The sequence below is a fragment of the Nocardia jinanensis genome (assembly GCF_014645735.1).
Taxonomy (GTDB): domain Bacteria; phylum Actinomycetota; class Actinomycetes; order Mycobacteriales; family Mycobacteriaceae; genus Nocardia; species Nocardia jinanensis.
In genome coordinates, this window is sequence record NZ_BMMH01000008.1 from 267,681 (window position 1) to 279,842 (window position 12,162).

Annotated in this window: 11 protein-coding genes; all 11 read right to left on the reverse strand. The window is 67.8% G+C overall.

All coding sequences use genetic code 11. From position 1 onward, the window contains the following. Positions 1–90 precede the first annotated feature (90 nt). The 11 genes from IEY68_RS20645 to IEY68_RS20695 all read right to left on the reverse strand — a co-directional run bounded on the left by IEY68_RS20645 (position 91) and on the right by IEY68_RS20695 (position 12,063). Positions 91–588, reverse strand: a complete 498-nt coding sequence (locus tag IEY68_RS20645; RefSeq protein WP_063916285.1) for a hypothetical protein — start codon at positions 586–588, stop codon at positions 91–93. Beyond that, the gene (locus IEY68_RS20650) at positions 585–1,859 is read right to left on the reverse strand and encodes a DUF58 domain-containing protein (RefSeq protein WP_058853320.1); all 1,275 of its coding nucleotides are present in this window, start codon (positions 1,857–1,859) and stop codon (positions 585–587) included. Before IEY68_RS20650 ends, IEY68_RS20645 begins: the two co-directional genes overlap by 4 nt. Then, positions 1,856–2,818 carry an AAA family ATPase gene (locus IEY68_RS20655; protein ID WP_058853321.1) on the reverse strand — a complete coding sequence of 321 codons (963 nt, stop codon included), beginning with the start codon at positions 2,816–2,818 and terminating at the stop codon, positions 1,856–1,858. Before IEY68_RS20655 ends, IEY68_RS20650 begins: the two co-directional genes overlap by 4 nt. Positions 2,819–2,846: 28 nt before the next feature. Then, positions 2,847–3,341, reverse strand: a complete 495-nt coding sequence (locus tag IEY68_RS20660) for a hypothetical protein (RefSeq protein WP_058853322.1) — start codon at positions 3,339–3,341, stop codon at positions 2,847–2,849. Beyond that, positions 3,338–4,414 carry a DUF4129 domain-containing protein gene (locus IEY68_RS20665; protein WP_189094404.1) on the reverse strand — a complete coding sequence of 359 codons (1,077 nt, stop codon included), beginning with the start codon at positions 4,412–4,414 and terminating at the stop codon, positions 3,338–3,340. The genes IEY68_RS20660 and IEY68_RS20665 overlap by 4 nt, the downstream gene beginning before the upstream one ends. Before the next feature lie 297 nt (positions 4,415–4,711). Continuing rightward, the gene (locus IEY68_RS20670; protein WP_058853323.1) at positions 4,712–5,905 is read right to left on the reverse strand and encodes a lipid-transfer protein; all 1,194 of its coding nucleotides are present in this window, start codon (positions 5,903–5,905) and stop codon (positions 4,712–4,714) included. A 48-nt stretch (positions 5,906–5,953) separates the two neighbouring features. Next, on the reverse strand, positions 5,954–6,379 hold the full coding sequence (locus tag IEY68_RS20675; protein WP_058853324.1) for a MaoC family dehydratase: 426 nt from the start codon (positions 6,377–6,379) through the stop codon (positions 5,954–5,956). Beyond that, a complete protein-coding gene (locus IEY68_RS20680) occupies positions 6,376–7,305 on the reverse strand; it encodes a bifunctional MaoC family dehydratase N-terminal/OB-fold nucleic acid binding domain-containing protein (RefSeq protein WP_058853447.1) in 930 nt (309 codons plus the stop codon). Before IEY68_RS20680 ends, IEY68_RS20675 begins: the two co-directional genes overlap by 4 nt. Before the next feature lie 261 nt (positions 7,306–7,566). After that, entirely contained in the window at positions 7,567–8,736 is a 1,170-nt protein-coding gene (locus IEY68_RS20685) for an acyl-CoA dehydrogenase family protein (RefSeq protein ID WP_058853325.1), read from the reverse strand. Then, positions 8,721–9,785, reverse strand: coding sequence for an acyl-CoA dehydrogenase family protein (locus IEY68_RS20690; protein WP_058853326.1), 1,065 nt, complete (start codon positions 9,783–9,785; stop codon positions 8,721–8,723). The genes IEY68_RS20685 and IEY68_RS20690 overlap by 16 nt, the downstream gene beginning before the upstream one ends. A 97-nt stretch (positions 9,786–9,882) precedes the next feature. Continuing rightward, entirely contained in the window at positions 9,883–12,063 is a 2,181-nt protein-coding gene (locus IEY68_RS20695; RefSeq protein ID WP_058853327.1) for an acyl-CoA dehydrogenase family protein, read from the reverse strand. Positions 12,064–12,162: the final 99 nt, after the last annotated feature.

Genomic DNA, 12,162 nt, shown 5'->3' on the forward strand with positions numbered 1-12,162 from the left:
CCAGCGAGTATGCGGTATCAACGGGGTCTTGCCGCAAGCCCCCGGGTGGGATATACCTTGAAAGGGGCGGGGGTCCGGTAGACGCGTATCTCACTGTTCGGCGCGAGTCGCCGGCTTCTCTTCTGCTTCCACCACTGCCTGCGGCGGCGATGTCACGGGAGGCCGCCGACGCGCCGTGGTGATGCTGTAGGTGAGGATCGACGACAGCAGGATCACCAGCACCGGGGCGACCACCGGCGCCCACACCAGTTCCACCGGGAGCAGCGCCGCCGCCCCCGCCGCCGCCGTCCACAGGACCGCGCCCACCACCGACGGGAGTGTGGTCGGCACGACCCCGCGCGGAGCCGTCACGGTCGCGATGTTCAGCAGATACGCCGTGGCCACCAGCCCCGCCGCGGCCGCCGACACCAGACCGGTGTCGAAGAGCGCAAGCACACCGATCACCAGTAGTACTGCGCCGATCGCCGCCCAGCGCCACCACCAGCCCACCACCACCAGCACGATCGCGGCCGGAGCCGCCCACGGCTGGATCAGGGCGACCAGCAGCACCAGCAGCGTGCCGGACAGATGCGCGAGGAATTTGATCACCGGCGCACCCGGATCATCCGGCGGTGCTGGGGTAGCAGGCGCATCGTCTGGTCGAGCCGGGTGTCAGCGGCCCACGGGACGATATCCACCCCGACCGTGCTCATATCGCGGTACATCGAGATCCGCTCCAGCTGCCACATCTTCTCCATGGTGGGGTCCAGATCGCCGGCGAAAGGGCTGCCGCGCAGCACATCCACCGCCACCACCACGTGTCCGCGTTTGCGCAGATCGATCAATGCGAGGGCGAACTGGGTGTCCAGCAGGGTGGTGAACGCGACGATGACCGCGCCCAGCGGGACCGCGGCGTAGGGCGCCAGGGTGCCGGTCGTGGGGATGAACTCGTCGCCGACGTCGAGCACGGTATCGACGATCCGATAGAACTGCCGGCGGCCGATATCCGGGCGCAGCCAGCGTGGGGACTGTCCCAGGCAGACGACCGCGGTGCGGTCCCCGGCTTGCAGCGTGGACTGCACCACCTGCGCGGCCCCGCGCACCGAGAGCTCCAGCGCGTCGCTGGCCGGGCCGGGAGCCTGCTGCGAGGTGTCCACCAGCACGACCACATCGGCGGAACGGTTGGTGAGGCGTTCGGTCACGTACAAGCGCCCCCGGCGGGCGCTCACCGGCCAGTTGACGGTGCGCAACTGGTCGCCGGGGGCGTAGGCGCGGATATCGGCGTACTCCACACCGGGGCCGTGCCGACGGGTGAGGTGTACGCCGAGTCGTTCGGGAAGTTCGGTACGCGGCAACCGCATCCGCTGCGGATCGGTGATCGGGTAGACGTAGACCTCCCCGGCGGGCAGGGTCGCGGTGGCCAATGCCATTCCGGCCGGGCTCAATGCCTTCACCCGCACCTTGATCGGATAGCGACCCCACCGCGTCGCCGACACGGTCAACCGCAAACCGGCCGGAGCCGTCCCCGAGTCCGAGGACTCCTCCACCGTCACCGTCATCCCGTCGATCACGACCGGTTTACAGCGCAGCAGCGCCTGCCCCTGGTCGACGAAGGCGGCGAGGGTGACGGTGACCTCTTCGTTCTCGAAACAACGTTGTGTACCGCTACCGTCCACCTGGATCCGGGTGCGCGACACCTGCCAGGGCGCGCTGGCCAGCACACCGAGCATCGGCGAGGCGAATACGACCAGCTGCCAACTTCCGGCGACCACCGCGCCGAGCAGCGCGACAGCCGAGGCGATGGCCAGCAGATAGGTCAGCGGAGCGGGGCGCCAGCGCAGGCGGGCCTCCACCGTGGCACTGGCGTCGCGGTGTTTCATGGCGTGGCGGCGCGCGGGACCGGCAGGCGGCGCAGCAGTTCGCTGATCACGTCCTCGCCGCGGATGCGCCGCACCCACATCTCCGGCCGCAGGGTGATCCGGTGCGCTATGGCCGGAATCGCGAGTGCTTTCACATCTTCGGGGACCACGAAATCGCGGCCGTTCAGCAGTGCGCGGGCGCGGGCCATCTGCACCAGGTCCAGCTCCGAGCGAGGGCTCGCACCGACCTCGACCTGTGCGTGGGCCCGGGTCGCGCTCGCCAGTGCCACCACGTAACTCACCACGTCCGGGTGCACCGAGACGAACTCCACCGCGTGCCGCATCTCCAGCAGCCCCTTGGCGTCGATCACCTGATTCACCCGCGGTTGCGCGGCACCGCGTTCGAGACGGCGGCGGATCATCTGGGTCTCGTCCTGCTCGGACAGGTAGCCGAGCCGCAGTTGGATGGCGAACCGGTCCAGCTGGGCCTCGGGCAGCGGATAGGTGCCCTCGTATTCGATGGGATTGTCGGTGGCGAGCACGATGAACGGCTGTGGCAGCGGGAAGGTTTCACCGTCGATACTGACCTGGCCCTCCGCCATCGCCTCCAGCAGGGCCGCCTGGGTTTTCGGCGGGGTGCGGTTCACCTCGTCGGCGAGCAGCATATGGGTGAACACCGGGCCCCGGCGGAATGTGAACCGGCCGGTGGACATGTCGTAGATGGTGGAACCGAGCAGATCGGCCGGCAGCAGGTCCGGGGTGAACTGCACCCGCGTGAAGTCCAGGCCGAGGGCGGCCGCGAACGACCGGGCGATCAATGTTTTGCCCAGTCCGGGCAGATCTTCGATGAGGACATGGCCGCCGGCCAGGATCGCGATCATGATGAGCTGTAGCTCATCGCGTTTGCCGACCACTACCCGGGAGACCTCCCGGAGCACGGCTTCGGTGCGTTGAACAGTCGCGTCCAAGGGCATCGTCATGTTGTTTCTCGCAATGGGTCGACCCGTTTCACATTCTCTGAAGGCGGCTCAGGATCTCGTCCAGAGCCGCGCGGCCCGGTGCGGGCGTGTTCTGGTCACGCAGCTCCGAATCAGCGGGATCCACCCAGCGCCACAGTTCGGCACCGAAGAGATGGACCCCGGCACTTTCCAGCGCCCGCCGGTTCTTGCTGACCCGCAGGCCGGCGGACAGTTGGAACTCCTTGGCCAGCAGCGGCCGCAGATGCCGATCCCAGTCGGCGCGGCTGCCGTCGGCACGGTCGACGAGCATTTCGGCACGGGCATGCCAGTGGCGCAGCATTTCGGCGGGCCCGTTCTCCATCTCGTCGGCGAGTTCCTTTTCTCTCCTCTCCGGGCGCAGCAGCACCCAGACAAAGCAGCACAATGCGATCGCGACCGGTATGCCGGCGGCGATCAGCACGAATTCCCGGAACCGCAGAAAGGCGGCCACCTCCAGCCCGGCGACCGCGATGACGGCGGCGACGACGATCCAGGGTCTGCTCATCTCGGCCTCACCCCGCTCGGCGCTCCGGCCTCGGGCGGAACGGCGGGCGGATAGCCACCGGGGTCCGGGGCGGCCGATACAACCGGGTCCGCGCTGCCCTGCAGATCGGAGAGCGCCACCCGCAGCAACTGCTCGGCCCGCATCCGCTGCCACGACATCATGGAATGCGGGCTGAACCGCGCCTCCTCGAACAGCGCGACCAGTTCCCGGGCCGAGGCTTCGTGCAGGGCCCCGTGCTCGAATGCGCGCGCCAGCACTTCCATGGGCGTATCGGAGGCCAGCGGGGCCAGGCCGCGCGCGTAGATCAGGCCGCGTTCCATCGCCAGATAACAGGCGATGATCGCGGTCCGCGCGTCCTGGCCCGCCGCGTTCATCGCGGCCAGCCCCATCTCGGCGGCCTTCACCAGGGAATCGGTATCGGTGCCCGGCGGTTCGCCGCCGGCGGCCACCGCCTCCTCGGGCGTCTCGGCGCGCTCTCGCCGCTGCGTATTGACGGTGACGACGACCAAACCGGTGACCGCCACCGCGACCAGTGTGCCCGCGGCGGCCGTGGCCAGGATCAGCCCGGTCCCGGTGAGGACCGGCTGGTCCTGCTCGGTGCCGGGCGGTACGGCGGGATGCTGAGGGGCGGGAGACCCGGGTGGCGCAGTCGGCACGGGCTCGGCGACTCGCTGGATTCCGATGAAGTAGATCGCGAAGACGATCGCCGCCAGTACGCCGACAACGGCCAGCAGGAACAGCACGACCAGCCCGAATCGGCCCAGCCGCCAATGCCATTCGGTCTCGTCGGAATCGAGATCCGGCATGGCCAGCGAGAGCCGGTGCTGGCTGGCGATCACCCCGGCCAGCAGCACCACGATCGAGACGGCGAGCAGCACCGGCATCAGCGCGACGGCGAGGGGCGAGGGCGCGTTACCCGCCGAATCACTGCTCTCGGCCATCCCCGGAATATGCCCGCGCAGGGCGATGACAGCGCAGAACAACAGCGCGAACACCGCCACAATGCGCGCGATCAGCGCCCGCGACCCGGCCAACCCGATACCTCGAACCTGCTCACTGCCAAGAACAGCCACATGGTTACATGCCGGACGGCCGGTTCGTTAGCGAATCGGCAATATGAAATAACGAGTTTTCCACCTTTATCAGCCCCTTGGCGGCAAACCTACTGCCCATTGATCGATCGACAGTTATATCTTGTTCCCGACTGTGAATACTCACAACCTCTTCGCGGATACGGTGACCGATTCCGGATATCCTTTTCCACTCGCTCAGCTCGGGCATCGAACCGACGCCGCGCCGCGACCGGGTTTCCCGGAGGCGGTACGGCGGCTGTCTATCGCGGTTGACGGCACAACCGGCGGCAGGCTCGGTTACGCGGACCGGTCCGCGCTCAGCACCAAGCCCGAGGTCGGCACCCCGGTACCTGCGGTGACCAGCACATTCTCTATATCGTGAACCTGGTTCACCGATGTTCCGCGCAACTGGCGGACGCCTTCGGCGATCCCGTTCATACCGTGGATATAGGCCTCGCCCAGCTGCCCGCCGTGGGTATTGATCGGTAGTTTCCCGCCGATTTCGATAGCACCGTCGGCGATGAAATCCTTGGCTTCACCGCGCGGACAGAATCCGAGCTCCTCCAACTGCATGAGGACGAACGGGGTGAAGTGGTCGTACAGAATCGCCGCCTGAATATCAGCGGGCCGCAAACCGCTCTGCGACCACAACTGGTCGCCGACCAGACCCATTTCCGGGAGACCGGTCAGCGCATCGCGGTAGTAGCTGGTCATGACGTACTGATCGGCGCCGCTGCCCTGGGCCGCGGCGGTGATCACAGCGGCCGGGTTCGGAAGGTCCCGCGCCCGCTCCGCACTGGTCACCACGATCGCCACGCCGCCGTCGGACTCCTGACAGCAGTCCAGCAGATGCAGCGGCTCGGCGATCCAGCGCGAATTCTGGTGATCTTCCAGGGTTATCGGCTTGTTGTAGAAGAAGGCGTCCGGGTTCACTGCCGCGTGTTTGCGGTCGGCCACCGCGACCCGGCCGAAATCGGCGGAGGTCGCGCCGTAGACGTGCATGTATCGCCGGGCGACCATCGCCACCTGCGCGACGGGCGTGCCCAGCCCGTGCGGGTAGGACCAGCCGGCGTCGATACCCGACGAGGTGGGAGCGGCGGCCAGCGAACTCGAGAACTGACCGAACCGGGAGACCGATCGCTCGTTGAACGCCCGGTACGCCACGACCACATCGGCGACCCCGGTCGCCACTGCCATGGCGGCCTGCTGCACGGTGGCGCAGGCCGCGCCGCCGCCGTAACCGATATGGCTGAAGAACTTGAGCTGCGGAATACCGACCGCACGCGCCACCGCGACCTGCAGGTTGGTATCCATCGTGAAGGTGGTCAAACCGTCGACATCGGCCGGGGTGAGCCCGGCGTCGGCGAGAGCAGCGGTCACGGCCTCGGCGGCCAGCCGCAGTTCGCTGCGGCCGGATTCCTTGGAGAAATCGGTGGCGCCGATGCCCGCGATGGCGGCACGGCCGGACAGGGGATGTTCCGAAGTGGTCATGAGAACCTCATTCCGCGAGCTGGACAGAACCGGGCGTTATCGCTGCGCTCACGCCCCGCCCCCCGCACCCGGGACGGTGGCGACCACCGTCGCGACTATGTGATCGCCCAGGCTGTCCTTGCCGACGACCTCCAGATGGACGTCCGCGCCGTCGAGTTCGGTCACCTTGCCGGTGAGGGTCAGGGTGTCGTAGGCGTACAGCGGCACCCCGAGACGCAGAGAAATGGACTTCACCACGGTGCTCGGCCCCGACCAGTCGGTGACGAACCGCTGCACCAGACCCGTATCGGTGAGGATGTTGACGAAAATGTCCTTGGAACCGCGTTCGATCGCCTTGTCCCGATCGTGGTGCACATCCTGGAAATCGCGCGTGGCCAGCGCGGTACTGATGACGAAGGTCGGATCGGCGTGGATCGACAGTTCGGGCAGTTCGGTCCCGACCCGGACCGCGGCCGGGTCGAATATGGCGGTCATGCGGTCACCTTCCAGAACGGCAGCACCGTATCGTCGTCGAGCTTCTCGAAATCGGCGACGACCGCCAGCCCCACCTCGACCTGCTCGGGGTCGATACCGCGCAGTTCGCCCAGCATCCGCACCCCCTCCTCGAGTTCCACCAGCGCGACCACGAACGGCAGGTCGCGGCCCGGCACCTTGGGCGCGTGGTGCACGACGTAGCTGAACACCGTGCCCTTGCCGGAGGACACCACATAACCGACCGGTTCGGCCTTGTCCTGCCAGATGGCCGGGATCGGCGGATGGCGCAGCGTACCGTCCGGGAGCTGCTGGATCCGCAACTCGCCGGCCTTCGTACCCGCCCAGAAGAATTCGGTGTCGTGCGAGACCAGCGGCCGTACTCGTTCGGCGGGAGCCGGTTTCGGAGCCGCGCCCGTGCCCGGCACGAACTTCAGGATGCGGAACAGCATCTCGGTGACGAGTTCGTCGCCGACATACCAGCTGGTGCGGTAGGTCAGGAAGAACCCTTCACCCAACCCGGTACGTTTCGGGCCTTTGATGCTGTCCAGCGCGCTGGTGATGCTCACCTCTTCACCGGGCCGCAGGTAGCGGTGGTAGACCTGCTCACAGTTGGTGCCGACCACGGAGGTGTATCCGGCGGAATCGAGCAGCGCGTTGGTGGCCTCCATCGGGTCGTCGGACGGACGGCGGCCACCCAAGCCCAGCATGGTCCACACCTGAGCCATGGCGGGCGGGGCGACGATCCCCTCGAAACCGGCGGCCTTCGCGGCCGCCTCGTCGACGTAGACGGGGTTGGTATCGCCCAGCGCCTCCACCCAGTTGTTGATCATCGGCTGGTTCACCGGGTCCCGGCCCGGCCGAGGCGCGCTGGCACCGGCCGCCTCGATCTTCTCCGCGGCGGCGATGATCTCTTCCGGAGTACTGATATCCGGCCTCCTATCTATTGGCGTCGCCTTCGGCGCCGCTGGGCGGGGCCCTATCAACCCCGGTTCTTCACTCCTTCGCTCAGTCGCTGCGCTCCTTCGCTACGTCGCTCCAGAACCGGGGCGGGCCCCGCCCACGGATGCTGACCATCCAGCGAAGACGGATAGTTCGCGCGGAGGTGCACCGTAACCAGCCTGGGTAGGCTCACAGCACTGCAAGTGCTCAACGGCCTCCGATCTCTGGACGGCCGACCGCACGCCATATCAACGCGGTACTCGCGGCAACTTCAGGCCCGCGGAGGCGACGAGTTCGCGCATCACCTCGTTGACGCCGCCGCCGAAGGTCACCACCAGGTTCTGTTTGGTGCGCCGGTCGAGCCAGCTCATCAGCTCGGAGGTGGCGAGCTCGGCCGGGTCTCCGAACCGGGCGACTATCTCCTCTGCCAGCCGGCCCGCTTCCTGCAGCGATTCGGTGGAGAAGATCTTGGTCGCCGAAGCGTCCGCGATGACCTGCGACGGATCGATGTCCGGGTCATCGGCGGTGGCTGCCACTTGCCAGTTCAGCAGCTCGTTGAGCCGGGTCATGGCATGGATCCGCCCCAGCGACAGCCGCGCGTCCGGGTCGTCGAGCACCCCGCGCGGCCGGCCCCAATCGCGGACCTTGTCGTAGAGCTGTTCGATCTTGCCGGACGGTCCCAGACTCACCCGCTCGTGGTTGAGCTGGGTGGTGATCAGGCGCCACCCCTTGTTCTCCTCGCCGACCAGCATGTTCGCCGGAACCTTGACGCTGTCGAAATAGGTGGCGTTGGTGTGGTGGGCTCCGTCGGCGGTGATGATCGGCGTCCACGAATAGCCCGGATCCCGCGTATCCGCGATCAGGATCGTGATCGCGCGGTGCCGGTCCTCCACCGGACCGGTGCGGCAGGCCAGCCAGATGTAGTCGGCCTCGTGCGCGCCGGTGGTGAAGATCTTCTGACCGTTGACGATCCAATCGCCCGAATCGTCCTTGGAGGCACTGGTGCGCAATGCCGCCAGATCGGTACCGGCCTCCGGTTCGGAGTATCCGATCGCGAAATGGATATCACCGGAGAGGATCCCGGGCAGGAACTTCTCCTTCTGCTCCTGTGTCCCGTACCGCTGCAACGTCGGACCGACGGTCAGCAGTGTGACCAGCGGCAGCGGGACATCGGCCCGGGAGGCCTCGTTGTAGAAGATCTGCTGTTCGACCGGGCCGAAACCCTGGCCGCCGTATTCCTTGGGCCAGCCGACGCCCAGCCAGCCGTCGCGGCCCATCCGGCGGACCACCTCACGGTAGGCGTCGCCGTGCCGGTTGACCGCCATCGCCGTGGCTTCCTCCGGCGTGACGAGGTCGGCGAAATAGGCGCGTAGGTCATCGCGTAGTTCGCGCTGTTCGCTGGTCAGATCGATGAACACCCTGCCCCCAATCGTTCGAGCCGCAATGCGGCGCCGCCCAGCCAGCGGGCGAGGTCCTTGGACTGTGAGTAGTAGCGGTGCATGGAGTGGGTGACATCCACTCCGATACCGCCGTGCAGGTGATGACATTTCTGCATGGCACGCGGAAGCTCCGCGGCCACAGTGTAGGCGAGCACGTTCAGATCGTCGTCGATCCGCTGCTGCCGCTCCGGACTCGAATCATCCTGTCCGAGAGCCCAGTTGGCGGAGACCGCCGCCACATGCAGCGTGCGGGACACCACATAGAGGTCGGCGATCTGCTGGGCCACCGCCTGGAACTCGGCGAGCGGCCGGTTGAACTGGTGACGCGTTCCCACATGGGCTGCGGTCAATTTGACCGCACCCGAGAGCAATCCGTCGGCCGCCGCGCCGATGGCGGCGAGCACGAACCGGTGCAGCCGCGGGCCCACGTCCGGCAGCAACCTTTCGGCGGGCACCACGACCCCGTCGAGTTTCACCGAGAACTCGGCGAGTTCCCCGGAGACCGACGATGGGGTCAGCGAGAGTCCCGGCGTGTTCGAATCGACCACGGCGACCCCGGAATCGGTGGTCACCAGTAGCCAGCGAGCCTGATCAGCGCAGGGAACGGCCACCTTGTAACCGGTGATCCGCACCTCGTCGCCGGTCAGCTCGGCCTCGGTGGTGGGTTCGGTGGTCAGCGGCGCCCCGATTTCGCTGATGGCGGCGGTGAGCACCGCGCCCTCGGCCACCGCCGGGAACACCTCCGCGGCCACCGCCTCGGGCACCGCCCCCAGCAGGGGCAGCACCCCGAAGCCCAGGGTGGGCAGCGCCGGTGCGGCGACGGCATCGGTGGCCAGTTCGGTCAGCAGCACCGATACGGCATCGATGCCCATGTCATCGCCGCCGAACCGCTCCGGTAGTGCTACCGACAACAGGCCGGTGGCCGTCAGTGCGGGCCAGAGTCCGGCGTCGCGCGCCGCCTCCCGCTCCAAGAGTCCGACGACGACCTCGGCCACCGCCTCTTGAGCCTCGTCTCGGGTGAAGTCCACGTTCTGCTCTCCAGTCGTCGTCGCACGAATCAGGCTTACCTCCGCATTCGCTCCGGCCGTGCGCGGTTTGCGGATGGGCTGCGCCCAGCAGCTCGAATCAAGTGGCCGCGTCGCGGGGTAGTCCCAGAATCCGCTCGGCTGCCACGGTCAACAGGATCTGCTCGGTGCCACCCGCGATCGACAGACAGCGGGTGAGCAGGAATTCCGAGGTGTCCTCGGTCGTTCGCGCGCCGGCCGGGCCGGCCACCTCGACGGCGAACTCGGCGACCGCCTGCCGATGCCGTACACCCACGAGTTTGCGCACACTGCTCTGCGCGCCGGGATCGGCACCGGCCAGGATCCGGACCGCCGCGCGCTGCTCCAGCAACAGCCCGGCGATCGCGTCGGCGACGAAACCGCCCAGCCGATCGTTCACCAGCTCCGAGCCGCGTCCGGTCGCCGGGAGTTCGGCGATCAATTCCTCGAGCGCCGGTCCGATCCCGTTACCGCTCATGGCGACCCGCTCGGCCGACAGCGTCGAGCGGGCGATCTTCCAGCCGTTACCCAGCGCGCCGACCACACAGTCGTCGGGTACGAAGACTCCGTCCAGGAAGACCTCGCTGAACCGGGCTTCTCCGGTGATCTGCACCAGCGGCCGGATATCGATCCCAGCACTACGCATATCGACCAGGAAATAGCTGATGCCCTTGTGCTTGGGCGCGCTCGCGTCGGTGCGGGCCAGGCAGATCGCCCAGTTCGCTTCCTTGGCCAGCGAAGTCCACACCTTCTGGCCGTTCAGCACCCAACCGCCCTCGGCCCGTTCGGCGGTGGTGCGCAGGGCCGCCAGATCCGAACCGGCACCCGGTTCGCTGAACAGCTGGCACCACACCACCTCGCCGCGCAGGGTCGGCCACGCGAAACGTTCGACCTGCTCGGGCGTGCCGTGCTGCAGCAGGGTCGGCACCGCCCAGCCCCCGATGGTCAGATCGGGGACGGTCAGCCCGGCCCGGCGCAGCTCCTCCGAGATCACCAGCCCGGTCATCGGATCGGCGCCGCGACCGTACGGCACGGGCCAGTGCGGCATGATCAGTCCCGCATCGGCCAGCGCACCGCGCTGCTCGCCGGCCGGTAACGCACCGATCCGCGCGACCTCGGCGGCGAGTTCGTCGATGACCACCTCGGTATCGGATTCACCGCCGGCCAGGGCCGCGTCGGCGAACACCCGGTCCGCGCCGGTGGTGCGGCGCCGCCCCGCCCGGGTCAGTTCGGTGACGCGGGCACGCCAGTACGAACCGCCGCCGAGCAGCTGGCGCAGCGCCGTCGCCCGGCGCAGGTACAGGTGCGCGTCGTGTTCCCAGGTGAAGCCGATACCGCCGAGCACCTGGATGCAGTCCTTCGCGGTTTCCACCGCGGCGTCCAGGCTGATGGTCGCGGCGATCGCGGCCGCGATCGGCAGCTCGCCACCGCCGGAGTCCACGGCGGCCGCGGCGTCGGCGGCCACCGACCGGATGAGTTCGGTGCGGCAGAGCATCCCCGCGCAGATGTGCTTGACGGCCTGGAAGGAGCCGATACGGCGCCCGAACTGCTCGCGTACTTTCGCGTACTCGACCGCGGTGGACAGGCACCAGCCCGTGACGCCCGCGAGCTCGGCCACGAACAGCGCGACCAGCAGATCTTCTACCGCGTATTCAGGCGCGAACAGCGTATCCGGATCGATCCGCACATCGGTACAGCGGACCCGGGCGAGCGGGGTGGTCAGGTCGAGGGGTTCCAGGGTTTCGAGTTGCAATCCGGGCGTATCCGGCCCGAGCAGGCACCAGCGCCGGCCGTCCGCGGTATCCACCGGCAGCAGCACCGCCGTCCCGGACGCGGCGCCGAGCACCGATTCCCAGCTGCCGCTGAGCGATCCGGCGTCGTCGAGCACAGGTACCGACGGTCCGTTTCCGGACGCGGTCTCGTGCCCGGCGACCGTATCGAGCGCGATCCCGCAGGGCTGCTCCTCCGGTAGCCGACCGGCCGTCACCAACCCGGCGACCGCGGTGGTCAGCAGGGGGCCGCCGACCATATCGTGTGCTGCCTGTTCGATGAATACGGCCAGATCGGAGACCGATCCGCCGGCGCCACCGGCATCCTCGGCCACCGCCACCCGGAAGATTCCGAGATCGGTCAGCGTTGCCCAGTAGGTGCGCCAGAAGTCGGTCGCGTCGGCGCGCATTGTTGCAATCGGTTGCGCCGCTGCTGCCCACCCGCTCATCGACTGTTGAACGGCTTTATGCTCGTCAGTGGTGGCGATGGTCACAGTCCATACCGCCTTTCCGGCGTGACTCCCACACCTAGAACATGTTCTAATATCCTCGGCGGGCGGAAGTCAAGAGAAGCGCCTACCGCAATGCCACAC

Bases quoted from the DNA above. Each gene is read 5' to 3' on its own strand.
- IEY68_RS20650 (WP_058853320.1), bottom strand. From the start codon at position 1,859: ATGAAACACCGCGACGCCAGTGCCACGGTGGAGGCCCGCCTGCGCTGG.
- IEY68_RS20655 (WP_058853321.1), bottom strand. From the start codon at position 2,818: ATGACGATGCCCTTGGACGCGACTGTTCAACGCACCGAAGCCGTGCTC.
- IEY68_RS20660 (WP_058853322.1), bottom strand. From the start codon at position 3,341: ATGAGCAGACCCTGGATCGTCGTCGCCGCCGTCATCGCGGTCGCCGGG.
- IEY68_RS20670 (WP_058853323.1), bottom strand. From the start codon at position 5,905: ATGACCACTTCGGAACATCCCCTGTCCGGCCGTGCCGCCATCGCGGGC.
- IEY68_RS20675 (WP_058853324.1), bottom strand. From the start codon at position 6,379: ATGACCGCCATATTCGACCCGGCCGCGGTCCGGGTCGGGACCGAACTG.